The organism is Candidatus Nanopelagicales bacterium (genome assembly GCA_041393815.1).
Taxonomy (GTDB): domain Bacteria; phylum Actinomycetota; class Actinomycetes; order S36-B12; family JAWKJK01; genus JAWKJK01.
In genome coordinates, this window is the sequence record JAWKJK010000002.1 from 519,451 (window position 1) to 543,954 (window position 24,504).

Below are 24,504 nucleotides of genomic sequence, written 5' to 3' on the forward strand. Positions count from 1 at the left end.
CCGTCCGACGCCGCGACGCCGAACGCGCCGAACGCGCCCGCCTGCGCCGCGAGAAGGCCGCGAGAAGGGCGGGCTACGGATGAGGACGACCTGCCCGTTGTGCGAACCCGGCGACCACGACGCCCAAGCCGGCGTGCCGCACGACACCGCCTGCGCCGCCCGGGCCGTCCCCGTCGACCCGCCGGCCGTCGTCCGGCTGCGGGCCCGCCTGACTCCCTACGAGATCGCCGAGCGAGCCCTCGGATCACCAGCCCCGCACCACCCGACAGCGAACGGAGATCGAACGTGAGCACCTACCTCGACACCGACCCGCCCACCGACATCGAGCCGCGGCCGCGGCCGTGGACGCCGCCGGACCCGCCGCGCTGGCGCTACGGCACCGTCAGCAAGAACAGCGCCGCCGGCCTGCGCCTGGTCGCGGAGGCGTTCGACTCCGCCGGCGTCGGCGAGGCGGTCCGGCCGTGCGTCGACCTGCTCGACCGGGCCGACGCCTTGGACGCCGAGCACAAACGCATGAGGGCCACCCTCGCGGACAATGCCGAGGCCTCGCTCGACGCCCTGGTCGCCGGCGACGTCACCCCGCAGCAGGCGGCTGCGAGGCTGCGGAAGGCCCGCGCCGAGCAGGCTGACGCCGAGCAGGCCTGCGAGGCCCTCGCCATCGCCCGGGACCGGGCCCGACGCGAGGCTCTGGACTGGTGTCGCGCCAACGCCGAGCCGCTGCTGGCCGCCCTCGACGGGGTCGTCCGGGATGCGGCCGCGGACTGCTCGGAGGCGGCGCTGCAGCTCGACGGCGTGACGACCGCCGAGGATGCGACCCGCGCCGGCGTCGGCGACCACTGGGGGGCCATGCTCCGGGCCGTCGACAAGGCGGACGCCGCGTGGGCCGCCTCCGACCGGCTCGACGCCGCTGCCGCGATCCTCGAGTGCGCGATGCCGTCGGTCCTGCCGGCACGCTCCCCGTGGCGACACTGCCACCGGCCCGACAGGCTGCCGCAGCGACTCCCCGTCGACCCCGGGCTCCGGCTGGCCGCCGCCCTCGACGCCGGCGCGAGGCCCGGCGTCGTCGGTGTCGAGCAGGCGTGGGCCAACGTGATCGAGTACGCCACCGAGCAGGCCGCGGCCGGACGGCACCCCGAGCCGTGGAACGTCGGGGGCCTGCGATGACCGCCGACCCGACGCCACGCGAGCTCGCGCTCGCCGCCCGCAACCGGACGTGGTCGCACGGCCGAGACAAGGGCGCCGACTCCACGCGACTTGACCCGATCTTCATCGAGCCCGACGTCGACGACGACCCGGCCGCGCGTATCCGCGCCGGCAAGGGCGGAGCCGACACCTCGGGGGACCCCAGCGGCTACGACGGACCCTCGGCGCGCGAGCTGGCACGTCGAGCCCGCGACCGGGCGGCCGGCGAGGGCCGCTGAATGAGACCCCCGGCCGGGCGGGCTGCGCCCGCGGTGTCAGTTCCACGGGGCGGCACCGCCCGTGGCCGGCGCTCCCGCCCGGTCGGGACCCCTGCGCGAGAACGGAGACCCCGTGCCCGTACTGCACCGCGGCGCACTCGCACCGCGACCCGGCGAGGACGTCGCCGACACCGTGGCCCGGGTCCGCGCCGAGCTGCACCGCCGCGGCATCGGCGACGCAGCACTGGCGCAGGCCGTCGACCTGCTGCGGCGCACCGGCGCACCCGCCGTCCGCATCCTCGACGACCGGGTCGAGCCGCTGACCGACGCCGACGTCGTCCAGCACCCCTGGGGAGGGACCCTCCCGGCCGGCGCCCCGCCCTGGTCGGCATAGCGCTCCCCGCCCGCTGGAATGCCAACACGAGCGATCCTGAGAGGACACCATGACCGCGAAGGACAAGCCCCCGGCCCCGCCCAAAGGGCTCGGGGACGCCGGCCGGAGCCTGTGGCGCAGCATCACAACCGAGGTCCACGACGCCGGGTTCGAGCTCGACGGCCGGGAGTGCGCGACCCTCGCCGCCGCCTGCCGCCAGGCCGACGACATCGCCGCCCTTGAGGCGGTGATCGACCGCGACGGACTGGTCGTGCTCGGCGCCGCCGGCCAGCCGAGACTCAGCGCCGCCGTCACCGAGGTGCGACAAGGCCGGCTGGCGCTGGCGAAGATGCTCGGCGAGCTGGCGCTGCCCGACGAGGACGGGGTGACCCGCACCCAGTCCCAGGCGAGGGCAGCCCGGGCCGCAAACGCGCGCTGGGACAGGTTCCAGGGCCGGCGCGGGGTGCGCGGTGGCACGGCGTAGCGGTGCAGCCGGCGGCACCGACGTGCGGGGGTTCCTGCTGGCCGAGGAGCGCCGCCTGGCGGCCGTGTACGACGAGGTCGAGGGCGCACCGTTCGCCGCCCGGGCGGCCGCCCTGCTGGCCGGCGAGGACGTCGTGGTGCGCGGGTACGACCTGCCGCACGGCGTCGTTGAGCACCCGATGGGCCGATACCGGGTCGACGGCGACGGCACCGTGAGCGAGGTCGAGCCGTGACGACCACGACCACCGACCACGACCTGCCGAGCCGTCGCTGTCCGGCCTGTGGCCGCCCCATGCGCGGGCGCCCGGTCGACGACCGCACGACCAGCGGGCGGTCCGCGCGTCGACCTCGAGGCCGGCCATCGGGAGGTTGCAGGCCGGGCAGCGGCGGGACGGGATCGGCATGGGGACGACGGTAGGCACGGGCCGCGAGTCCGCAAGGAGTCCGCAAGACGTCCGACAACGCTCCCCGCGTCCCAACGGCTCCCAACGGTGTTTCCGCAGGTCAGAGGCGGTATGACCCCGAGTCCCCTCACGGCACCGCCCCTCAAGGTGAGTTCTTCTACAACGTCTGCGTCACCGGCCTGAAGCCCTGACGACGGGGCACCACAACGCGGGGGACCGGGGCGACGACGTACGCCGTCAGGGGCGGGGCGGCCGGACCGGGGGGTCGTCGGGCTCGATCAGCCCGCCGAGGCTGCCGGTGCCCAGCAGCAGCCGCCCGACCAGCGTCCCGTCGCCGGGCTCCTCCCACGCGGCCGCGCCGGCCGCGGCCAGGACCCGGCGCGCCGCGTACGACGACGGCAGGGTGAGCGCCCGCACGGCCCGGTGGCGCAGCAGCCGGGCCACCCCGGCGGCGTGCCGGACCAGCAGGGTGCCCAGGCCGCGGCCCTGATAGGCGTCCTCGACCAGCACGGCCAGGTCGGCCTCCCCGTCCCCGCGCGGCGAGGCGTTGAGCAGGGCGACCATCCGGCGCCCGTCCCACACGGTCAGCGCGACCTCGGTGAGCAGCAGCCGGCGCTGCCAGGACCGGCTGACCTGCGGGACGGCGGTCAGGTAGCGGCGGTAGACCGTCTCGGGGCTGCACCGCCCGTGCAGCAGTGCGGCGGCGTCCGCGTCCGCCGTCCGGGCACCCCGGACCAGCACGACGGTGCCGTCCGCGAGCGGGACGGTGCGCGGGGCCGCGGTCCAGGTCAGGACGGGGGCGCGCCGGGCGTCCATGCCGCCAGGGTCCGCCCGGTACGTGTCGTGCGCGTTTCCCGCGGGCTTCGGGCCGGTGAACGCACCGGTAGCCTGTCCGCCCGTGCTCCGCCGTCGGCCCCGTGACCCCCGTCAGGCCCGTTTCCTGACCTGGGCGTCGCTGCGCTGGGTCGTGCGGCACCGGGCCTGGACCCCGTGGTACCTGGTCCGCTACTGGCGGTTCTTCTGGTTCAAGGTCCGCAACCCGCACGTCGTCACCGAGGGCTTCGTCTTCATCGGCCGCCGGGTGCAGCTGTACGCCCGCAGGGGCTACGGCCGGCTGGTCCTCGGCCGCTGGGTGCACGTCGGGGACGAGAACCGGCTGCGCTGCCACGAGGGCGTGCTGACCGTCGGGGACAAGTGCGTCTTCGGCCGGGACAACACGGTCAACTGCTACCTGGACATCGAGATCGGCGGCGGCACGATCGTCGCCGACTGGGTCTACGTCTGCGACTTCGACCACGTGACCGCCGACATCCACCGGCCGATCAAGGACCAGGGCCTGGTGAAGTCGCCGGTCCGGATCGGGCCGGACGTGTGGATGGGGACGAAGGTGACCGTGCTGCGCGGCACCACCGTCGGGCACGGCAGCGTGCTGGCCGCGAACTCGGTGGTGCGCGGCGACGTGGCGCCGATGTCCGTGGTCGGCGGCGTACCCGCGCGGCTGCTGAAGGACCGGGTCGCGGTGTACGAGGCGGACGCCGCGCGACGGGCGGCGCTGGCCGACATCGCCCGCAAGACCGCCGTCGCCGCCCGCGAGGTGGCCGGCGGCGGGCCGGCGGGGGAGAGCGCTCCGGCCCTGCCCGGTCCGGCACAGCCCGGGCCGGCACAGCCCGGGCCGGCACAGCCCGGGCCGGCACAGCCCGGTCCGGGCCAGCCGGGGCCGCCGGAGCCCGCGGCAGGGTCCGGTCCGGCGGCAGGGTCCGGTCCGGCGGCAGGGTCCGGTCCGGCGGAGGTCAGGCCGTCCGGTCGCTGAACAGGTTGCCGTCCGGCAGCACCGGCCGCACGTCCTCCGGTCGGCCCGGGGGCGCCGCGCCGACCGCGGCGGCGCGCCGGTAGGTCTGGACGGTCCGGTCCGCCAGCAGGTCCCAGTCGTGCTCGCGCTCGACCAGCCGCCGGGCCGCGGCGGCCCGGCGGGCGGTGGCCTCGGGATCCTCCAGGGCGGCGGTGACGGCGTCGGCGAGGGCGACCGGGTCGCCGGCGGGGAACGCCAGCCCGGTCGCGCCGTGCCGCACCACCTCACCCAGCCCGCCGGTGTCGGAGACCACCAGGGGCGTCCCCAGCGCGGCGGCCTCCAGGGCGACGATGCCGAAGGGCTCGTACAGGCTCGGGACGACCGCGACGTCGGCCGCGGCGACCAGGGCGTGCAGGTCGCGCTCGGGCAGCCAGCCGGTGCGGACCACCGTGTCTCCCAGCCGCAGCCGCGCGCACTGCTCGGCCAGGTCCGGGGCCGTGCCTCCCTTGCCGGCGATCACCACCCGCAGGCCGGGGAAACGCCGGCGCAGCGCCGGCACCGCCTCGAGCAGCACCTGCGGGCCCTTCTCCCACTCCAGCCGACCGGTGAAGACCACCAGCGGGCCGTCCCCGGCGAAGCGGGCGCGGACCTCCGTCTCGGCCTCCGCGTCCGTACGCCACTCGTCCAGGTCGATCCCGTTCGGGATGACGTCGACCCGGTCCGCGTCGACGGCGAACAGCCGGGTCACCTCCCAGCGCATGTGCTGCGAGCAGGCGATGACGCGGGTGGCCTCGTACGTCAGCCACCACTCGGTGGTGTGGATCGACCGCGACATCGCCGTGGGCAACCAGCCCTGGTGCCGGCCGGCCTCGGTCGCGTGGACCGTCACGACCAGCGGGACGTCCGCCGCCTGCCGCAGCGTGGTCGAGGCGTGCGCCACCATCCAGTCGTGCCCGTGCACGACGTCGGGACGCCAGCGCTCGACCAGGTCCAGCCCCGCGTGCCCGAGGTCGTGGTCGAACGCCGCGACCCACGGCAGCAGCCGGTCGAGGTCGAGCGGGAGCAGGTCGCTACGCGGGGTCACCCGCACGATGCGGACGCCGTTGACCACCTGGTCGGCGGGCGCCTGGTCGGACCCCTGGGTGAGCACCGTGACGTCGTGGCCGCGGCGGGCCTGCGCCTCCGCCAGTGCGTGCACGTGCCGACCCAGCCCGCCGTAGACCACCGGCGGGTACTCCCAGGACACGTGCAGGACGCGCACCGGTCGATGGTAGGACCCACCCCGGGGAGTTGCCCGCCGGACCGCGCCGGTCACAGCAGCCGGGCGTCGAGGTGGCCGAACGGCCCGTCGTACGCGCGCTGCCGGGCCGCCTCCGCCGCCGCGGCGACGGTCCGCCCGGACTCGACCAGGTCGGCCAGCCGGTGCAGGTCCGACGCATGGCCGTGCGCCCGGTCCCGGGCGTAGCCGGCGGCGGAGTCCTTGGTGACCATGAACGCCCAGTCGCTGGCCAGGAGCAGCAGCAGCTGGCGGACCAGCTGGTCCAGGGCAGGGTCCCGGGCGTCGCGGCCGCCCGGGCGGTCCATCGCCTTGTCCACGGCGTCCAGCACGCGGTGCTGCGCCGCCCGGTGGGACTCCACCAGGTCGGCGACGCCGGGTCCGTCCCACACCCGCCAGTCCTTGCCCGACCCCCAGGACCCCGCGCCCGGCCACACCGCGCCCTCGACCAGGCCGGCCTCGCGCGCGCCGTTCAGCGTGGTCACCCGGATGCCGGCCTCCGGCAGCAGCCGCAGCACCCGTTCCAGCCACTGCGGGCCCTCGTGCCACCAGTGCCCGAACAGCTCGGTGTCGTACGCGGCCACGACCATCCCGGGGCGGCCCTCTCGCTCGGCCCGGAGGTCCGCCAGCCGGCCGCGCACGACCTCGACGAAGTCCCGGGCGTCGGACTCCACCGCCACCGCCGCGCGGGCCGGGTCGTACGGCGCCTTGTCGTGCGAGGGGGTCCGGGTCGAGGTCACCCGCGCAGGCCGGAAGCCGGAGTCGTGGTCGAGGGTGTGGAAGTCGCGGTACCAGCGGCCGCCGGGGTAGCCGCGGCGGGGCGACCAGACCCGGTAGGACACCTCCAGGTCGCGGCCGAAGGCCACCACGTCGCTGTCGCCGAGCCGCCAGCCGGCCGCGGTCGATCGCCCGGCGCCCAGCAGCGTCGGCCCGTCCACGAGCAGGTGCCCCACGCCGGCGGCCGCGTACAGCCGCTCCAGCCCCGGCCGGTAGCCGCACTCGGGCGCCCAGATGCCGGCGGGGGCGCGGCCCAGCCGCTGCCGCGCGTCGTCGCGGCCCACCTGCAGCCCGTACGCCACGACCCGGTCCTCGGTGAGCGGCTGGAACGGGTGGGTGGCCGGACCGCCGAGCAGCTCGACCGCGCCACTGTCGGCGAGTCCGGCGAGCACCGGCGACGCGCCGTGCGTCCAGCGCCGCTCGAACGCGGCGAACGCCTGCTGGGCGCGGCGGAACTCGTAGGAGCCGAGCTCGCGGGCGCGGGGGTCCGAGCGCGACCCGAGCGCCTCGGCCCGGGCCTGCCAGAAGCCCAGCCACACGTGCTGCTGCTCCAGGCAGTACGGGTCGTCGAGCTGGGCCGCGAGCACGGGGGTCATGCCCAGCGTCACCAGCTCCCGGCGACCCTCCGCGGCCAGCCGCTCCAGCAGGTCGAGCACGGGCAGGTAGGAGCTGGACCAGGCCTGGTGCAGCCACTCCTCGCCCACGGGCCAGGCGCCGTGGTGGGCCAGCCAGGGAAGGTGGGTGTGCAGCACCAGGCAGAACGTGCCGACCGGCTCGCGGTCCGCCGCGCCGCCCCCGGTCACGGCCGCACCGCCGAGACCAGCAGGTCGTGCGCGTCGTCCACCCGGTCGTCGACCACGAAGTCGGCGACCGTGACGGACTCGACCGCCCGGGCCAGGTCGTCCGGCCAGGTGCCGCCGAGCACGGCCTCGACCTGCGCGCCGACGAGGGGGCCGTGCGCCTCCTCCCAGGCCGACAGCCGGGGGCCGTGGTGCAGACCCTCGACCCGGACGTCCGTGAACCCCGCCGTGCCGACGAGGTCCGCGACCTCCGCGGCGTCGAACTCCTGCACGTGGTACGGGTGCACGGGGCGCTCGCCCCGACCCAGCCCGGGGGAGTGGACCGGCCGGTTCGGCGTGCTGGCCAGCAGCAGACCGCCGGGGCGCAGCACCCGCGCGCAGTCGCGCAGGAAGCCCCGCAGATCCCACAGGTGCTCGACGACCTGCAGCGTCACGACCACGTCCACCGTCGCCTCGCGCACCGGCAGCGCGGCCAGGTTGGCCCGCGCCACGGCCAGCCGCGGGTACGCCGTCGCGGCGTACCGGGTGGTGGTTGCGTCGTAGTCCAGCGCCAGCACGGTGGCGGCCCCCTGCGCGAGCAGCCCGTCGGCCCCGTACCCCTCGCCGGCGCCCGCCTCCAGGACGGTCGCGCCGACCAGCGCGGAGCCGGCCCGGGCGGCGGCCCAGGCGTAGCCGGCCTCGTGCCGGCGGAACCAGTACGTCTCCTCGGCGACCCCGGGCAGCGTCCGCTCGCCGGTGAGCGGGAGGGCGTGGGTCACGGGGCGTGACTCTACGACCGGGATCCCTGGTCGTCGCCGCCGCCTGCGGGCAGGATCGGGGCATGACCCAGCAGCCCGGTGCCGGCACCCTCCAGGTCCAGATCCGCCACCAGCCGTCGTTCGCGGTGGCCCGACTCCTGCTCGAACCCGGGCAGCGGGTGCGGTGCGCCTCGGGCGCGCTGTACATGCGGGCCGCAACGCTCACGTACGAGGCGAAGATGGAGGGCGGCTTCATGGGCGCCCTCAAGCGCAGCGTCGGCGGCCAGTCCTTCTTCACCACCACGTGGATCGGCGACCCGGCCGCGTCCTCGTGGCTCGACCTCGCCCTGGCCCTGCCGGGCGACATCACCACCCTCGACATCGACCCCGCGCACGGGATCGTGCTCACCCAGGGCAGCTGGCTGGCCTCGACCGACGACGTGCAGCTGGACACCAAGTGGGGCGGCTTCAAGTCGATGCTCGGCGGCAACCGCTTCTTCGCCGTGCACCTGACCGGGTCCGGGACCGCGGTGGTCGCGTCGTACGGCGCGCTGGACCACTTCACCCTGGAGGCCGGGCAGAGCGTCGTGGTCGACCTCGGCCACGTCGTCGGGTACGACGACGGGATGGGCGCCCAGGTGCAGCAGCAGGGCGGCGGTTTCCTCAACTCGGTGAAGTCGGGGGAGTGGCTGGCGGTCCAGCTGACGGGTCCCGGCCGGGTCTGGACGCAGTCGCGCAGCATCCGCGAGCTGTCGGACTGGGTCCGCGAGCAGGTGCCCAGCCAGACCAGCTCGTCCTGACTTCCTACTGACCGGTAACATAGCCGCGCACCCACCTCGGGGGGTGCGCCGGACCCGGTCGTCCGGCACCCGACGCCGGGGGGCATCCTTGGGGTCATCGCAGGGCGCGGCGGGCGCCCACCGCCCGGCCTTGGCCGGGCCGGCTACCGACACGGGAGGTCGGCGAGCAGCATGAAGATTGCGGTCTGCGTGAAGCAGGTTCCGGACACCTGGGCGGAGAAGACCCTCCGCGCCGACGACTCGACGCTCGACCGCGCCGCGGCCGACGGCGTGATGAACGAGATCGACGAGTACGCCGTCGAGGAGGCGCTGAAGATCGTCGAGGCCGCCGGTGGCGAGGTCGTCGTCGTCTCGATGGGCCCCGACCGCGCCGCGGAGACCATCCGCAAGGCGCTGAGCATGGGCGCCGACAGCGGCATCCACCTCGTCGACGACGCGCTGCACGGCTCCGACGCGCTGGGCACCTCGTACGCGCTCGCCGAGGTCCTGCGCGACCGCGGCTTCGACATCGTGATGTTCGGCTCGGAGTCCACCGACGCGCGGATGTCCGTGGTGCCCGCGATGGTCGCCGAGCGGCTCGGCCTGCCGCAGGTGACGTTCTGCCAGAAGGTCGACGTGGACGGCTCGAGCATCACCGCGCAGCGCGTGACCGAGTACGGCTACGACACCGTGACCGCCTCCACCCCGGCCGTCGTCAGCGTGGTCGAGAAGATCAACGAGCCGCGCTACCCGTCCTTCAAGGGGATCATGGCGGCGAAGAAGAAGCCGGTCGAGACGCTCAGCGCGTCCGACGCCGGCCTGGACGCCGCGAAGGTGGGCCTGGGTGCGTCGTGGTCGGTGGTCGAGGACTTCGCCGCCCGGCCGCCGAAGGCCGCCGGCACGATCGTCACCGACGAGGGCGACGGCGGCGTGAAGATCGCCGACTACCTGTCCGAGCAGAAGTTCCTCTGACCCCGCCGACGAGAGCGAAAGAGACGACCCATGGCTGAGATCCTCGTTCTGGTCGACCACACCGACGGCGTGGTCAAGAAGGTCACCACCGAGCTGCTGACGCTGGCCCGCTCCCTCGGCGAGCCGTCGGCGGTGTGGGTGGGCCCCGGCTACGACACCGGCGCCGCGACGCTGGCCGAGTTCGGCGCGCAGAACGTCTACGTCGCCGACGCCGCCGACCTGGTCGACCACCCGGTCGCCCCGAAGGCCGAGCTGCTGGCGCAGCTGGTGGCGGAGAAGTCGCCGGCCGCCGTCCTGGTCCCCTCCACCGCGGAGGGCAAGGAGGTCGCCGCGCGGCTGGCGGTGAAGACCGGCTCCGGCATCATCACCGACGCGGTCGCGGTGTCCCCGGACCTGGTGGCGACCCAGTCGGTGTTCGGCGGCTCCACGATCGTGCACTCCAAGGTCACCGCCGGCACGCCGGTCATCACCATCCGGCCCAACTCCACCCCGCCGGAGGCGGCCCCGGCGCAGCCGGCCCGTACCGACGTCGCCGTGGCCGTGTCGGACGCGGCCAAGGCGGCCACGGTCGCCGACCGCACCGTGGCGGCCAAGGGCGGGCGCCCGGCGCTGACCGAGGCGGCCGTCGTCGTGTCCGGCGGTCGCGGAGTCGGCGGGGCCGAGGGCTTCGCGGTCATCGAGGCACTGGCCGACTCCCTCGGCGCGGCGGTCGGCGCGTCCCGCGCGGCCACCGACGCCGGCTGGTACCCGCACCAGTTCCAGGTCGGGCAGACCGGCAAGACCGTCTCCCCGCAGCTGTACATCGCCAACGGCATCTCCGGGGCGATCCAGCACCGCGCCGGCATGCAGACCTCGAAGACGATCGTCGTGGTCAACAAGGACCCCGAGGCCCCGATCTTCGAGCTGGCCGACTTCGGCGTGGTGGGCGACCTGTTCGCGGTCGTCCCGCAGCTGACCGAGGAGATCGGCAAGCGCAAGGGCTGACGCGCCCCGCGCATTCCGGCGCCCCCGCGCCCACCCGCTTGTGGTGCCGGTTCCGTGAGCTCCAGCTCACGGAACCGGCACCACAGTGCGTCTCGGGCCGGGGCGTCTATCCTCGGCGGGTGTCCCGCACGTCCCCGGCCACGTACCTCGACCACGCGGCCACCACGCCGCTGCTGCCCGAGGCCCGCGCGGCCTGGCTGGAGCACTCCTCGTACGTCGGCAACGCCTCGTCGCTGCACGCATCCGGCCGTCGTGCCCGTCGGGTCGTCGAGGAGTCCCGCGAGGCGCTGGCGGCCGCGCTGGGCGTGCGCTCGGGCGACGTCGTCCTCACCGCCGGCGGGACCGAGTCCGACAACCTGGCGCTGAAGGGCCTCGCCGCTGCGCGCCGCGCCGAGTCCCCGCACCGCCGCCGCGTGCTGGTGTCGGCCGTGGAGCACCACGCCGTCCTGGACCCGGCGGAGTGGCTGGGCACGCAGGGCTTCGACGTCACGCTGCTCCCGGTCGACCGGACCGGGCGGGTGGACCCGGCCGCGGCCCGCGACCTGATGAGCGCCGACCCCGACGCCGTCGCGGTCTGCTCGGTGATGTGGGCCAACAACGAGGTCGGCACGGTGCAGCCGGTCGACGAGTTGGCGGCGCTGTGCCGGGACGCCGGAGTGCCGTTCCACAGCGACGCCGTCCAGGCGGTCGGCCACCTGCCCGTCGACGCCGGCCGGGTCGACGCGCTCACCCTCAGCGCGCACAAGCTGGGCGGCCCGACCGGAGTGGGTGCGCTGGTGCTCGACCGCGCGCTGACGCCCGTCCCGCTGCTGCACGGCGGTGGCCAGGAGCGCGACATCCGCTCCGGCACGGTCGACGTCGCGGGTGCGGCCGCGTTCGCCGCCGCCGTCACCGTGTCGGTCGGCGACCGCGAGGCCGAGGCCGCCCGGGTGCGCGCGCTGCGGACCCGGCTGGTCGAGGGTGTCCTGTCCCTGGTCCCCGACGCGGTTCTCAACGGACCCGACCCGGTCGACGACCCGACGCAGGACGCCCGCCAGCGGCTGCCGGGGGTGGCGCACCTGTCCTTCCCCGGCTGCGAGGGTGACGCGCTGCTGATGCTGCTGGACGCGGCCGGGGTCGAGTGCTCCACCGGGTCGGCCTGCACCGCCGGCATCCCCCAGCCCAGCCACGTCCTGCTGGCCATGGGCGTTGACGAGGAGACCGCGCGGGGGTCGTTGCGGTTCTCGCTGGGCCACACCTCGACCGACGAGGACGTGGATGCGCTGCTCGACGCCCTGCCCGGTGCCGTGCAGCGGGCCCGGCGCGCGGGCCTCGTCCGCATCCGGCCGACGGGCTGAGACGGTTCCGCATGCGCGTGCTCGCGGCCCTGTCGGGCGGTGTCGACTCCGCCGTCGCCGCCGCTCGGGCGGTCGACGCCGGGCACGACGTCACCGCGGTCCACCTCGCGCTGGCCCCGGACCCGGACCGGCACCGCACGGGCAGTCGCGGGTGCTGCACCCTGGACGACGCCCGCGACGCCCGGCGGGTGGCGGACGTGCTCGGCATCCCGTTCTACGTGTGGGACCTCGCGGACCGGTTCCGGGCGGACGTCGTCGACGACTTCGTCGCCGAGTACGCGGCCGGCCGCACGCCCAACCCGTGCCTGCGCTGCAACGAGCGGATCAAGTTCGCGGCGTTGCTCGACCGGGCCCGGGCGCTGGGGTTCGACGCCGTCTGCACCGGCCACTACGCCCGCCGCCTGGACGGCCCGGACGGCCCGCGCCTGCACCGGGCGGTCGACCCCGACAAGGACCAGTCGTACGTGCTCGCCGTCCTCGACGCGGAGCAGCTGGCAGGGGCGCTGTTCCCGATCGGGGATTCTCACAAGGCCGACGTGCGGGCGGAAGCGGCCGCGCGCGGCCTGCTGGTCGCCGACAAGCCGGACAGCCACGACATCTGCTTCATCCCCGACGGCGACACCGCCGGCTTCCTGCGCTCCCGGCTCGGTGCCCGCCCCGGTCCGGTCGTGGACGTGGTGACCGAGGAGGTGTTGGCCGTGCACGAGGGGGCCTACGCCTTCACCGTCGGCCAGCGCCGCGGGCTCGGCCTCGGCCGGCCGGCACCGGACCACCGGCCTCGGTACGTCGTCGGCGTCGAGGCGGACCGCGCGACCGTGCTGGTGGGGCCGGCCGAGCTGCTCGGTGTCGGCGTGATCGAAGGCACCGCGGCGCGCTGGTGCGGGCCGGCGCCGGGCTCCCCGTTCGACGCGGCCGCCCAGGTGCGCGCGCACGCGCCCGCCGTCCCCGCGACGGTCGAGGTGACGTCGGCCGGGTCCGGCGAGGGGGGCGCTGCCGGCGAGGGGGTCGTGGTCCGTCTCGCCGAGCGGGTCCGCGGAGTGGCCCCGGGCCAGGCGGTGGCGCTGTACGACGGCGACCGGGTCCTGGGGTCGGCGACCATCGCCGGGACGGCCTGACCCGCGCTGCTGCGCCTCCGCGTCGGAAGATCCTCGCGAGACACCACAACGGGCCGGGTTCCGCCGGTCCCGGTGGGCCCCTTCTGGTGTTTCGCGGGATCTGGAATCCGGCCGCGGTCAGCGGCGCGTCGGTCAGTCGCCGGCGGGGTCGGGGGCCCGGGCGACCGGGATGCCCAGGCCGCCCGCAGGCTGGGTCTGCCAGTGCCAGCGCAGCGACGCCGCCCGCAGCGCCGACGCGCTGATGATCGTGACGACGATCCGTGCCTCCAGGGGTACCCCGGCGAGAGCGAGCCCGACGAACACCACCGAGGCCACGAAGGCGGCCAGGGCATTGAACTCGCCCGGGGTGAAGACCCGGGGCGTGCGACGGGCGAGCAGATCGCGCAGCAGGCCGCCGCCGGTGGCTGTGACCAGCCCCAGGAACACCGCCGCGGGCCCGCTCAGCCCGAGCACCAGCGCCTTCTGGGCGCCGATGACCACCCACAGGCCGAGCAGGAGCACGTCCACCACGTCCATCGCACGCTGCACCCGGGTGATCAGACCGGCGAAGAGGTAGCCCACCACTGCCGCGAGAACGGCGTAGGCCAGGTAGTTCGTCCCGACCAGGAACACCGGCGGCCCGCGGTCCAGCAGGGTGTCACGGATCGCTCCGCCGCCCACGGCGGTGCACAGCGCCACGGTGAAGACACCGATCGGGTCCAGTCTCATCCGGGCGGCGTGGGCGGCGCCGGACAGGCCGCCCATGACGATGACGGCCATGTCGAACGTCGGCGGGAGCGAGACGAACTGCGTCTCCACCTCCGCCGCCGCCGACACGGCCGCCAGCAGGGTCACAGCCGGTCGCCCACCTTGGCCCACAGCTGCCAGATCCGGTCGGTGTAGTCGACCGCGGGGCGCGTCTCCCAGTCCCGCCAGCGAGCGCCCACGCGCAGCAGCACCACGACCGCGACGGTGGTGAGCTGGACGATGCTGCCGGGCAGCTGGGTGTAGCGCTGCAGCGCCATGAACACCACGGCGCCGGCGAGGGCGGCCACCGCGATGAACACCCCGGGGCGCAGGATCTGCGGCGCCTCGCCGGACAGGATGTCGCGCAGCACCAGGCCGCCCACGCCGGTGACGACGCCGATGAAGATGGCCGACCCGGCCGGCAGGGCGAGCCGGACGGCCTGGTCGGTGCCCACGCTCACCAGGAAGCCCAGGGCGAAGGCGTCGAACACCAGCAGCAGGTTGCCCACCCGTGAGATCAGGCCGGCGAAGAAGTAGCCGGCGAGGGCCGCGAGGCTGGCGCCGACGATGTACTGGCTCTGCAGCAGCACCACCGACGTCCCGGCCTGCAGCAGGATGTCACGCAGCAGCAGCCCGCCCAGTCCGGTGGCGATGGCCAGGCCCAGCACGCCGATCACGTCGAAGCCACGCCGGGCGGCGTGCGTGGCGCCCGCGACCGCGCCGATGACGACGGCGGCCAGCTGGGACCAGGAGGGCAGCGCGAGGAAGTTCTCCCACATGCGGCGGACGATAGCCTCGCGTCGTGGGTGCGGAGGGTGAGCTCTGGCCGCCGGCCGCGGCGACCGGCGTCGGCAGCCTCCCCGGCACCGACGCCCGGGAGGCCACCCGGATCGTGCTGGGCGAGCTGCCCGACCTGCCGCACCTGGTCGAGCTGCCGGCGCGCGGCCCCGGTGCCGACCTGGTCGGACGTACGGCCGCCCTGCTCTCGTCGGTGGCCCGCGACCTCGCGGTGGAGACGACGGCGACCGGGTGGCGCTTCGCCGACGCCCCGGGCCGGGTCACGCGGCGGGCACGGTCCTGGCTGGGTGAGGACCTCGACGCCCTGGAGGAGGCGGCTGCGGATCGCCACGGCGCGCTGAAGTCACAGCTGTGCGGCCCCTGGACGCTGGCGGCGGCGCTGGAGCTGCGGACCGGAGAGCGGGCCGTGTCCGACCCCGGTGCGGTGCGCGACCTCGCCCAGGCGCTGGCCGCGGTGGCGGCCGACCACGTCGCGGATCTGCGCCGGCGCGTTCCGGGCGCCGACGTGGTGCTGCAGCTGGACGAGCCCTCGTTGCCCGCCGTGCTGCGCGGCGGAGTGCCCACGCAGAGCGGGCTGTCCCGCTACCGCGCCGTGGACCTCCCGGACGCGCAGGCCCGGCTGCGTGACGTGGTGGAGGCGGTGGCCGCGGCGGGCGCCGTGCCCGCGGTGCACTGCTGCGCCGCCGACGTCCCGGTCGACCTGGTCGTCGGGGCCGGGGCCCGGGTCCTGTCGGTCGACCTGGCACTGGTGGCCGGTCGCGACGACGAGGCGTGGGGCCGCGCCGTCGAGGACGGGGTCGGCCTGCTGCTCGGGATCGTGCCCACGACACCGGTGGCGGTGTCGGACCTCGCGGCTACCGTCGCTCCCGTGGAGCGGTGGTGGCACCGGCTGGGGTTCGCCCCCGAGACGCTGGCGGCGAGGGTCGCCCTCTCGCCGGCATGCGGACTGGCCGGTGCGTCGCCGGAGTGGGTGCGCACCGCCTACGCGCGGTGCGTCGCGGCCGGCCGGGCCCTGCGCGACGACCGCGTGGACCCCGGAGACCCGATGACGGAGGAGCAGGATGGCCGTGGCTGACCCGGCGCCGGCACCCGCCGACGCCCGCGTGCCGGAGGCGGCCCGCGCGCGCTGGCGGGAGCTGGTCGACGTCGTCGAGCAGGCGCGGACCCGCTACTACCAGCAGGATGCGCCGACGCTGTCGGACGAGGAGTACGACCGCCTGTTCCGGGAGCTGCAGGACCTGGAGCGGGAGCACCCGCAGCTGGCGGGGGGCGACTCGCCGACGCAGACGGTGGGCGGGCGTCGCTCGGAGATGTTCGAGCCGGTCACGCACCTGGAGCGGATGTACAGCCTGGACAACGCGTTCTCCGTCGAGGAGCTGCAGTCCTGGGCCGGTCGGGTGGAGCGCGAGGTCGGCACGTTCCCGCCGGTGATCTGCGAGCTGAAGGTCGACGGGCTGGCGGTGGACCTGGTCTACGACCACGGCGTGCTGCGCTCGCTGGCGACCCGCGGGGACGGCCGCGTGGGCGAGGACGTCACCTACAACGCGCAGTTCGTCCCGGCGCTGCCGCGGCGGCTCACGCCGACCGGCGACCTGCCGGTGCCGCCGCTGCTGGAGGTGCGCGGGGAGATCTACTTCCCGGTCGCGGAGTTCGAGCGCATCAACGACGAGCAGTTGGCGCTGGGGCTGTCCCCGTTCGCCAACCCGCGCAACACCGCCGCCGGGTCGCTGCGCCAACGGGTGGACCGCCGCCAGGAGGAGCTGGAGGCGGCGCAGGCCCGTGGCCGGGAGTCGACGATCGTGCGGCAGCGGGCGGAGCTGGACCGCGCCGTGCAGCGGCTGGCGGCGCTGCGGCTGGTGCTGCACGGGATCGGCGCGCACGAGGGCGTGACGCTGACGTCGCAGAGCCAGACCTACGACGTGCTGGCCGCTCTGGGCCTGCCGGTCAGCGACCGGGTCCGGGTGTGCTCGTCGCTGGCCGAGGTGCAGGCCTACGTCGACTTCTACGGCGAGCACCGGCACGACGTGGAGCACGAGATCGACGGTGTCGTGGTCAAGGTGGACGACCTGGCGCTGCAGGGGCGACTGGGCTCGACGTCGCGGGCGCCGCGCTGGGCGATCGCCTACAAGTACGCCCCCGAGGTGGTGCGCACCCGGCTGCTGGACATCCGGGTCAACGTCGGCCGCACCGGCCGGGTGACCCCGTTCGCGGTGATGGAGCCGGCCAGGGTGGCCGGGTCGACGGTGTCCATGGCCACGCTGCACAACGCCGACGAGGTGCGCCGCAAGGGCGTGCTGATCGGCGACCTGGTGTTCCTGCGCAAGGCCGGCGACGTCATCCCCGAGGTCCTCGGGCCGGTGGTGGAGGACCGCGACGGGTCCGAGCGGGAGTTCGTGATGCCGACGCACTGCCCGGAGTGCGGCACGCCCCTGGCGCCGGAGAAGGAGGGCGACGTCGACATCCGTTGCCCGAACTCCCGGTCCTGCCCGGCGCAGCTGCGGGAGCGGCTGTTCCACGTCGGGACCCGGGGCGCGATGGACGTGGAGGGGCTGGGTTGGAAGGCGGCCGTGGCGCTGCTGGACTGCGGCCTGGTCGCCGACGAGGGCGACCTGTTCGCGCTGACCGGTCAGGACCTGCTGCGCTGCCCGTTCTTCACCCGGGAGCCCGGGCCCGGGGAGGACGGCCCCCAGCTCAGCGAGAACGCCCGGCACGTCCTGGCCCAGCTCGAGCAGGCCAAGGGCCGGCCGCTGTGGCGGGTCCTGGTGGCGCTGTCGATCCGGCACGTCGGGCCGACCGCGGCGCAGGCGCTGGCCCGTGAGCTCGGCTCGGTCGAGGCGATCGCCGCGGCCGAGCCCGAGCGGCTGGCCGCGGTCGAGGGGGTGGGGCCGGTCATCGCCGACGCGCTGCGCGAGTGGTTCGAGGTCGACTGGCACCGCGAGGTCGTCGACAAGTGGGCCCGGGCCGGAGTGCGGATGGCCGAGGAGCGGGCCGACACCGGTCCCGGCCCGCTGACCGGGCTGACCGTCGTCATCACCGGGACGCTGGCCGACTACTCCCGCGACGCCGCGACCGCGGCGGTCCAGCAGCGCGGGGGCAAGGTCACCGGGTCGGTGTCGAAGAAGACGTCGTTCGTCGTCGTCGGGGACAACCCCGGCTCCAAGTACGACAAGGCCCTCGCGCTCGGGGTCCCCGTCCTGGACGACGCCGGGTTCGCGGTGCTGCTGGCGGACGGCCCCGAGGCGGCGCGGTCGGCCGCGGTCCCGGGCTGACCCCGGGGCTCAAGAACCCGGCCCGGTCGGCCGATGGTCCGGGTAGGTGGTCCCGCGGCACGCTGTGGGCCGGGGTCGGCTCGAGCCGCGAAGGGGTGGGAATCGTGACCGACGTACGTCGCGACCGCCCCTCGCTGGTGCGGCCGAGCCTGTTCGCGCTGACGTGGAACGTCGCCGTCTGGGGCGGCTGGGCCGTGCTGGCGTTCGCGGTGGCGCGCGCGATCGGCGACGGGCTGGTCAGCGTCGGACCGGCCCTGCTGATGCTCACCGTGCTGGTGGTGGTGTCCGAGCTGCGGCCGGCGGTCACCCGCGTGTTCGGCGGGGACACGGTGTCGTCCTCCCTGGCGTTCGTGCTGGCGGCGCTGTACCTGTGGGGGCCGGTCCCCGCGCTGCTGCTGCAGGCCCTGTCCGGCCTGATCGGGGAGCTGGTCGCGCGCAAGCCACCGTGGAAGCTGCTCTTCAACATCGGCCAGTACGAGCTGAGCCTGCTGGCGGCCTGGGTCGTCATGGTGGTCGCCGGGGTCACGCCCTCGCCCTCCGCGCCCCTGGAGGGGCTGCGGGCAGCCGACCTCGGCTGGATCGTGCTGACCTGGGTCGTCTACCACCTGGTCAACCTGGCCCTGGTCGCCGGCCTGTGCGAGTCCGACGACCAGACCTGGTGGGCCTCGTTCACCGAGGACTTCTGGTTCTACACGCTGTCCACGCTGGCCGTCGTCGCCATCTCGCCCCTGGTGGTGCTGGCGGCGGTCGCGTCCCCCCAGTCGTGGGTGTTCATGCCGCTGCTGCTGGTCCCGGTGATGGCCGTCAACCGCACCGCGGAGCTGGTGCAGCAGCGCGAGCACGAGTCCCTGCACGACCACCTGACCGGGCTGCCCAACCGCAAGCTGCTGTCGTCGCGGGCCGAGCGGGTCCTCGCCGGCGCGCGCCCCGACAGGGGCGTGACCCTGTTCCTGCTCGACCTCGACCGGTTCAAGGAGGTCAACGACACCCTCGGTCACGCGACCGGCGACCGGTTGCTGGAGGTCGTGGCTCGCCGGGTTGCGGGCGCCGTACGACCCAGCGACACGGTGGCGAGGCTCGGCGGCGACGAGTTCGGGGTCCTCCTGCCGGGGGTCACCGACGAGTCGGAGGCGGACGTGGTCGCCGGCCGGGTCCGCGCCACCCTCGCCGAGCCGATCCACCTCGACGGTGTGCTGCTCGACGTCGAGGTGAGCATCGGGATGGCCCGGGCCATCGGACCCGGCACGCCGTTCGAGGAGCTGCTGCGCGAGGCCGATGTCGCGATGTACGTCGCCAAGGGGACCCGGTCCGGCGTGGCCATGTACCGACCCGAACTCGACCCGCACTCCGCCCAGCGGCTCGGTGCGGTGACCCGGCTGCGGGAGGGGCTCGACGCGCGCGAGCTCGAGGTGCACTACCAGCCGAAGGTGGCGGCCCGCGGGGGCGCGGTCGTCGGCATGGAGGCGCTGGTGCGCTGGCGGGACCCGGAGCGCGGGCTGGTGGGCCCGGAGGACTTCGTCCCGCTCGCCGAGCGCTCCGGCCTGGTGCACCGGATGACGGCCTACGTCCTGGCCGAGGCGCTCGACCAGGCGCGGGCGTGGTGGGACGTCGGCCTCAAGGTCCCCGTCGCCGTGAACGTGTCGATGCGGGACCTGCAGGAGACGGACCTGCCCGCCCGGGTCGATCGCGAGCTGCGCCGCACCGGCCTGCCGGCCTCCGCGCTGGTCCTGGAGGTCACGGAGTCGGTCCTGGTGCAGGAGCCGACCCGGGCGGTCGCCGCGCTGCGGAGGCTGGCCGAGCGCGGGGTGCTGGCCTCGATGGACGACTTCGGCACCGGCTACACGACCCTCGCGCTGCTGGAGCACCTGCCGGTCAGCGAGCTGAAGATCGACCGCTCCTTTGTGTCCCACCTCGGGCACCCCGACGCCAGCCCCGCGATGGTGGGCTCGATCATCGCGCTCGCGCACGCCCTGGGGCTCACCGTCGTCGCCGAGGGCGTCGAGACCGAGGCGGTGCGGGCCAGTCTGGAGCGCCTGGAGGTCGACGCCGTGCAGGGCTGGCTGGTCGCCCGGCCGATGCCCCCCGAGCACGCGACCCGCTGGTTGCTGGAGCGCGCGGGGGCCCGCGGCACCGGGCTGAGGCTGCTGCCCGGCTCGGCCGGCTGACCGCCCGCGAGCCGCCGGGGCGCCGACACCTAGGATTCGGCGCATGTCCGCGATCACCCGAGATGAGGTCGCCCACCTGGCCCGGCTGGCCCGGCTCGCCCTCGACGACCAGGAGCTCGACCACTACGCCGCCCAGCTCGACGTGATCCTGCAGTCCGTCGCGCGGGTGTCCGAGGTGGCCGCCGACGACATCCCGCCGACCTCGCACCCGGTGCCGCTGGCCAACGTGTTCCGCGCCGACGAGGTCACGCCGGGGCTCACCCCGGAGCAGGCGCTGTCCGGTGCGCCGGCGGCCGAGGACGGCCGGTTCCGCGTCCCGCGGATCCTCGACGAGGAGTGAGCGTGAGCTTCGAGCACCTGACCCGGCTGACCGCGTCCGGGCTGGCGGAGGCCCTCGACCAGCGCACGGTGTCCTCCGTCGAGGCCACCCAGGCCCACCTGGATCGCATCGCCGCGGTCGACGACCGGGTGCATGCCTTCCTGCACGTCGACACCGAGGGCGCGCTGGCGGCCGCCCGCGCCGTCGACGACAAGCGGCGCGCCGGGGAGCCCGTGGGCCCGCTGGCCGGTGTCCCGCTGGCGCTGAAGGACATCCTGGCGATGAAGGACGTCCCCACGACCTGCGGCTCGCGGATCCTCGAGGGCTGGCGCCCCCCCTACGACGCGACCGTGGTCCAGCGGCTGCGGGCCGCGGACGTGGTGATCCTCGGCAAGACCAACATGGACGAGTTCGCGATGGGCTCGTCCACGGAGCACTCCGCGTACGGGCCCACCCGCAACCCGTGGGACCTCGAGCGGATCCCGGGCGGCTCCGGCGGCGGCTCGGCCGCCGCGGTGGCCGCGTTCGAGGCGCCGCTGGCCATCGGCACCGACACCGGTGGCTCGATCCGCCAGCCCGCGGCGGTCACCGGCACCGTGGGCGCCAAGCCGACGTACGGCGGGGTGTCCCGCTACGGGCTCGTCGCCCTGGCCTCGTCGCTGGACCAGGCGGGTCCGTGCGGCCGCTCGGTGATGGACACCGCGCTCCTGCACGCCGTCATCGCCGGCCACGACCCGCGCGACTCGACGTCCATCGACGCCCCGGTCCCCGACGTGGTGGGGGCCGCCGAGCGGGCGGACGTCCGCGGGATGCGGGTCGGCCTGGTCCGCGAGCTGTCCGGCGAGGGTTACCAGCCGGGCGTGGAGCTGCGGTTCCGTGAGGCCGTCGCCGTGCTGGAGGAGCTCGGCGCCGAGGTCGTCGAGGTGTCCTGCCCGAGCTTCGACTACGCGCTGGCCGCGTACTACCTGATCCTGCCCAGCGAGTGCTCGTCCAACCTGGCCCGGTTCGACGCGATGCGCTACGGCCTGCGGGTGGGTGACGACGGCGAGCGCACGGTCGAGGAGGTCATGGCGCTGACCCGCGAGGCCGGGTTCGGCCCCGAGGTGAAGCGCCGCATCATGCTGGGCACGTACGCCCTGTCCAGCGGCTACTACGACGCCTACTACGGCTCGGCGCAGAAGGTCCGCACGCTCATCACCCGCGACTTCGCGGCTGCGTTCGAGCAGGCCGACGTGCTGGTCTCCCCGACGGCGCCCACCACGGCGTTCCGGCTGGGGGAGAAGCTCGACGACCCGCTGGCCATGTACCTCAACGACATCGCCACGATCCCGGTCAACCTGGCCGGCAACTGCGCGTTGTCGCTGCCGGTGGGGCTCAGCCCCGACGACGGCCTGCCGGTGGGCCTGCAGGTGATGGCCCCGCCGATGGCCGACGACCGCCTGTACGCCGTGGGTGCCGCCCTCGAGGCGGCGCTGGTGGACCGCTGGGGCCACCTGCTGATCGAGGAGGCTCCGGACCTGTGACCCCGACCCACGCGACCGTCCCGTTCGACGAGGTCGTCGCCCGCTACGAGCCGGTCCTCGGCCTCGAGGTCCACGTCGAGCTCGGCACCGCGTCGAAGATGTTCTGCGGCTGCCCGACCACGTTCGGCGGCGAGCCCAACACCCAGGTCTGCCCGACGTGCCTCGGGCTGCCCGGGTCCATGCCGGTGGTGAACCGGACCGCGGTGGAGTCGACCATCCGGATCGGCCTGGCGCTGAACTGCTCGGTGGCGGAGTGGTGCCGGTTCGCCCGCAAGAACTACTTCTACCCGGACATGCCGAAGGACTACCAGATCAGCCAGTACGACGAGCCGCTGTGCACCGACGGCTGGCTCGACGTCACGGTCCCGACCGAGGACGGGCACACCGTCGTGCGGGTCGGGATCGAGCGGGTGCACATGGAGGAGGACACCGGCAAGCTCACTCATGCCGGTGGCGCGACCGGTCGCATCCACGGTGCGGACTACTCGCTGGTCGACTACAACCGGTCGGGCATCCCGCTGATCGAGATCGTCACCAAGCCGATCCCCGGCACCGGCGCGCTGGCGCCGGAGGTGGCGCGGGCCTACGTCACCGAGCTGCGCGACCTGATGCGCGCGCTCGGCGTCTCCGACGTACGGATGGAGGAGGGCTCGCTGCGCTGCGACGTCAACGTGTCCCTCAACCGGCCCGGCGACGCGTGGGGCACGCGGACCGAGACCAAGAACGTCAACTCGCTGCGCTCGGTGGAGCGGGCCGTACGCTCGGAGATCGAGCGGCAGGGGCACGTGCTGGACTCCGACGGCCGCGTGGTCCAGGAGACCCGGCACTTCCACGAGGACACCGGCGTCAGCACCTCCGGCCGCAACAAGGAGCAGGCCGAGGACTACCGCTACTTCCCCGAGCCCGACCTGGTCCCGGTGGCGGCGGCGCGGGAGTGGGTCGAGGAGCTGCGGGGCACGCTGCCGGAGCTGCCGTCGGTGCGCCGCGAGCGGCTGAAGGCCGACTGGGGCGTGACGGACTTCGAGATGCAGTCGATGGCCAACGCGGGGGCGCTGGACCTGGTCGAGGCCACGGTCGCCGCGGGTGCCACCCCGGCCGCGGCACGCAAGTGGTGGTTGGGCGAGCTGGCCCGGGTCGCCAACGAGCGCGGGGTGGAGCTCGACGTGCTCCCCGTGACCCCCGCCGACGTCGTACGGGTCGAGGAGCTCATCGCCGAAGGTCGCGTCAACGACAAGCTGGCCCGCCAGGTGCTGGAGGGCGTGCTCGCGGGCGAGGGCTCGCCGGACGCTGTCGTGGCGTCCCGCGGGCTCGCCGTCGTGTCCGACGACTCCGCCCTGCTGGCCGCGATCGACGAGGCGCTGGCCGCCCAGCCGGACGTGGCGGAGAAGATCCGCGGCGGCAAGGTGCAGGCCGCCGGCGCCATCGTGGGCGCGGTCATGAAGGTGACCCGCGGCCAGGCGGACGCCGCCAAGGTGCGGGCGCTGCTGCTGGAGCGGCTCGGCGTCGAGGGCTGAGCGCGCGCGGGTTGCGCGTACGGCGTTGACGTTGACGCAGCGTCAACGCCTACCGTCGTCGGCATGAGCGCGCAGCCGGAGCGGGTCGTCGGCGGCCTGGTGCCCATCCACGAGGTGGCCCGGCTGGCCGGCGTCACGTCGCGCACCCTGCGGCACTACGACGCCGTCGGCCTGCTGTCGCCTGCCGCTGTCGCTGCGAACGGGGTGCGCTGGTACGGCGACCCGGAGTTGTTGCGGCTGCAGGAGATCCTGCTGCTGCGGGCGACCGGGCTGGGCCTGCGGGACATCGCCGCGGTGCTGGCCGGGGAGACCGACCGGGTCGCGGCACTGCGAACGCACCGGCAGCGCCTGGTGGCCGAGGCGGAGGCGCTGGCGGCGCTGGTCGTGACGGTGGACCGCACGATCGCCGGACTGGAGGAGGGACGGGAGATGGCACCCGAGGAGCTGTTCGAGGGGTTCGACGGGGTCGACCCGCAGACGCAGGCGCGCCACGAACGCGAGCTGGAGGAGCGGTACGGCCCGGCTGTGCGGGAGCACATCGACCAGAGCCACCGCCGGGTCGCGGCGATGACGCCGCAGGACAAGGCGGCGGTCGGCCAGGACCTGGAGGTACTGGAGTCCCGGATGGCCGCGCTGCTGGCGGCCGGGCACGGGCCGGGCGACGCGGAGGTCCAGGCCGTGGTCGCGGACCACTACGCCTGGGTGTGTCGGTTCTGGACGCCGGACGCGGACGCCTTCGCCGGGTTGGGCGACCTGTACGTGGACCACCCGGAGTTCCGCGCCCACTACGAGGACCGGGCGCCCGGCCTGGCGGAGTTCTACCGCGACGCCATGACCGACTACGCCCTGCGCACCCTCACCCCCTGACCCCCGGGGGGCACTCCTGCGCCCGCCCCGGCTCCCCACCGCGACGGAATGAGTCTGGGCGTTGCTCAGGGGGCCTAGTTCGGGCTCCAAACGACGC

At 75.0% G+C, this 24,504-nt stretch carries 24 protein-coding genes; 18 read left to right on the plus strand and 6 right to left on the minus strand.

The annotated features are described in order from the left end of the window. Positions 1 to 285 precede the first annotated feature (285 nt). The 5 genes from R2737_07875 (at position 286) to R2737_07895 (ending at position 2,489) form a co-directional block, all read left to right on the plus strand. Positions 286 to 1,164 (plus strand): hypothetical protein, encoded by an 879-nt coding sequence (locus R2737_07875; protein ID MEZ5116171.1) that lies wholly within the window; start codon positions 286 to 288, stop codon positions 1,162 to 1,164. Then, positions 1,161 to 1,421: a hypothetical protein gene (locus R2737_07880; protein ID MEZ5116172.1), complete on the plus strand. Its 261-nt coding sequence runs from the start codon at positions 1,161 to 1,163 to the stop codon at positions 1,419 to 1,421. The genes R2737_07875 and R2737_07880 overlap by 4 nt, the downstream gene beginning before the upstream one ends. Positions 1,422 to 1,533: 112 nt before the next feature. Beyond that, a complete protein-coding gene (locus R2737_07885; protein ID MEZ5116173.1) occupies positions 1,534 to 1,794 on the plus strand; it encodes a hypothetical protein in 261 nt (86 codons plus the stop codon). A gap of 49 nt (positions 1,795 to 1,843) precedes the next feature. Further along, on the plus strand, positions 1,844 to 2,257 hold the full coding sequence (locus tag R2737_07890) for a hypothetical protein (GenBank protein MEZ5116174.1): 414 nt from the start codon (positions 1,844 to 1,846) through the stop codon (positions 2,255 to 2,257). Continuing rightward, positions 2,244 to 2,489 carry a hypothetical protein gene (locus tag R2737_07895; protein ID MEZ5116175.1) on the plus strand — a complete coding sequence of 82 codons (246 nt, stop codon included), beginning with the start codon at positions 2,244 to 2,246 and terminating at the stop codon, positions 2,487 to 2,489. Before R2737_07890 ends, R2737_07895 begins: the two co-directional genes overlap by 14 nt. Before the next feature lie 408 nt (positions 2,490 to 2,897). Here R2737_07895 and R2737_07900 read toward each other — a convergent pair whose 3' ends face one another. Then, positions 2,898 to 3,476: a GNAT family N-acetyltransferase gene (locus R2737_07900; protein MEZ5116176.1), complete on the minus strand. Its 579-nt coding sequence runs from the start codon at positions 3,474 to 3,476 to the stop codon at positions 2,898 to 2,900. Between the two features lie 82 nt (positions 3,477 to 3,558). On the opposite strand from R2737_07900, the gene R2737_07905 reads away from it, so the two are divergent. Beyond that, on the plus strand, positions 3,559 to 4,470 hold the full coding sequence (locus R2737_07905; GenBank protein ID MEZ5116177.1) for an acyltransferase: 912 nt from the start codon (positions 3,559 to 3,561) through the stop codon (positions 4,468 to 4,470). Here the strand turns inward: R2737_07905 and R2737_07910 are convergent. From R2737_07910 to R2737_07920, 3 genes are read right to left on the minus strand one after another with little or no spacing between them, the layout of a single operon-like run. Then, on the minus strand, positions 4,451 to 5,710 hold the full coding sequence (locus R2737_07910) for a glycosyltransferase family 4 protein (protein MEZ5116178.1): 1,260 nt from the start codon (positions 5,708 to 5,710) through the stop codon (positions 4,451 to 4,453). The genes R2737_07905 and R2737_07910 overlap by 20 nt on opposite strands. A 50-nt stretch (positions 5,711 to 5,760) precedes the next feature. After that, positions 5,761 to 7,305 carry a 1,4-alpha-glucan branching protein domain-containing protein gene (locus tag R2737_07915; GenBank protein ID MEZ5116179.1) on the minus strand — a complete coding sequence of 515 codons (1,545 nt, stop codon included), beginning with the start codon at positions 7,303 to 7,305 and terminating at the stop codon, positions 5,761 to 5,763. Next, positions 7,302 to 8,060, minus strand: a complete 759-nt coding sequence (locus R2737_07920) for a methyltransferase domain-containing protein (GenBank protein ID MEZ5116180.1) — start codon at positions 8,058 to 8,060, stop codon at positions 7,302 to 7,304. Before R2737_07920 ends, R2737_07915 begins: the two co-directional genes overlap by 4 nt. A 62-nt stretch (positions 8,061 to 8,122) precedes the next feature. Between R2737_07920 and R2737_07925 the strand changes: the two genes are divergently transcribed. The 5 genes from R2737_07925 to mnmA all read left to right on the plus strand — a co-directional run bounded on the left by R2737_07925 (position 8,123) and on the right by mnmA (position 13,226). Beyond that, complete coding sequence (locus R2737_07925) at positions 8,123 to 8,839, plus strand: TIGR00266 family protein (GenBank protein MEZ5116181.1); 717 nt, start codon at positions 8,123 to 8,125, stop codon at positions 8,837 to 8,839. Between the two features lie 189 nt (positions 8,840 to 9,028). Continuing rightward, entirely contained in the window at positions 9,029 to 9,790 is a 762-nt protein-coding gene (locus tag R2737_07930; GenBank protein MEZ5116182.1) for an electron transfer flavoprotein subunit beta/FixA family protein, read from the plus strand. A gap of 30 nt (positions 9,791 to 9,820) precedes the next feature. Continuing rightward, on the plus strand, positions 9,821 to 10,774 hold the full coding sequence (locus tag R2737_07935) for an electron transfer flavoprotein subunit alpha/FixB family protein (GenBank protein ID MEZ5116183.1): 954 nt from the start codon (positions 9,821 to 9,823) through the stop codon (positions 10,772 to 10,774). Between the two features lie 119 nt (positions 10,775 to 10,893). Beyond that, positions 10,894 to 12,111, plus strand: a complete 1,218-nt coding sequence (locus R2737_07940) for a cysteine desulfurase family protein (protein MEZ5116184.1) — start codon at positions 10,894 to 10,896, stop codon at positions 12,109 to 12,111. 11 nt (positions 12,112 to 12,122) lie between these two features. Next, complete coding sequence (gene mnmA / locus R2737_07945) at positions 12,123 to 13,226, plus strand: tRNA 2-thiouridine(34) synthase MnmA (protein ID MEZ5116185.1); 1,104 nt, start codon at positions 12,123 to 12,125, stop codon at positions 13,224 to 13,226. 132 nt (positions 13,227 to 13,358) lie between these two features. Here the strand turns inward: mnmA and R2737_07950 are convergent, their stop codons facing one another. Together R2737_07950 and R2737_07955 are read right to left on the minus strand one after the other, a co-directional pair. After that, entirely contained in the window at positions 13,359 to 14,060 is a 702-nt protein-coding gene (locus R2737_07950) for a TRIC cation channel family protein (GenBank protein MEZ5116186.1), read from the minus strand. Further along, the gene (locus R2737_07955) at positions 14,057 to 14,731 is read right to left on the minus strand and encodes a TRIC cation channel family protein (GenBank protein ID MEZ5116187.1); all 675 of its coding nucleotides are present in this window, start codon (positions 14,729 to 14,731) and stop codon (positions 14,057 to 14,059) included. Before R2737_07955 ends, R2737_07950 begins: the two co-directional genes overlap by 4 nt. A gap of 23 nt (positions 14,732 to 14,754) precedes the next feature. Here R2737_07955 and R2737_07960 point away from each other — a divergent pair, with 23 nt between their 5' ends. From R2737_07960 to R2737_07990, 7 genes are all read left to right on the plus strand, one after another. Continuing rightward, on the plus strand, positions 14,755 to 15,825 hold the full coding sequence (locus R2737_07960) for a methionine synthase (protein ID MEZ5116188.1): 1,071 nt from the start codon (positions 14,755 to 14,757) through the stop codon (positions 15,823 to 15,825). Further along, positions 15,818 to 18,019: an NAD-dependent DNA ligase LigA gene (ligA, locus tag R2737_07965; protein ID MEZ5116189.1), complete on the plus strand. Its 2,202-nt coding sequence runs from the start codon at positions 15,818 to 15,820 to the stop codon at positions 18,017 to 18,019. Before R2737_07960 ends, ligA begins: the two co-directional genes overlap by 8 nt. 104 nt (positions 18,020 to 18,123) lie before the next feature. Further along, complete coding sequence (locus R2737_07970; GenBank protein ID MEZ5116190.1) at positions 18,124 to 20,184, plus strand: EAL domain-containing protein; 2,061 nt, start codon at positions 18,124 to 18,126, stop codon at positions 20,182 to 20,184. Positions 20,185 to 20,227: 43 nt separating this feature from the next. Beyond that, positions 20,228 to 20,524, plus strand: coding sequence for an Asp-tRNA(Asn)/Glu-tRNA(Gln) amidotransferase subunit GatC (gatC, locus tag R2737_07975; GenBank protein MEZ5116191.1), 297 nt, complete (start codon positions 20,228 to 20,230; stop codon positions 20,522 to 20,524). Between the two features lie 2 nt (positions 20,525 to 20,526). Next, a complete protein-coding gene (gene gatA / locus R2737_07980; GenBank protein ID MEZ5116192.1) occupies positions 20,527 to 22,026 on the plus strand; it encodes an Asp-tRNA(Asn)/Glu-tRNA(Gln) amidotransferase subunit GatA in 1,500 nt (499 codons plus the stop codon). Beyond that, a complete protein-coding gene (gene gatB, locus R2737_07985) occupies positions 22,023 to 23,540 on the plus strand; it encodes an Asp-tRNA(Asn)/Glu-tRNA(Gln) amidotransferase subunit GatB (GenBank protein ID MEZ5116193.1) in 1,518 nt (505 codons plus the stop codon). Before gatA ends, gatB begins: the two co-directional genes overlap by 4 nt. Before the next feature lie 63 nt (positions 23,541 to 23,603). Next, entirely contained in the window at positions 23,604 to 24,407 is an 804-nt protein-coding gene (locus R2737_07990; GenBank protein MEZ5116194.1) for a TipAS antibiotic-recognition domain-containing protein, read from the plus strand. Positions 24,408 to 24,504: the final 97 nt, after the last annotated feature.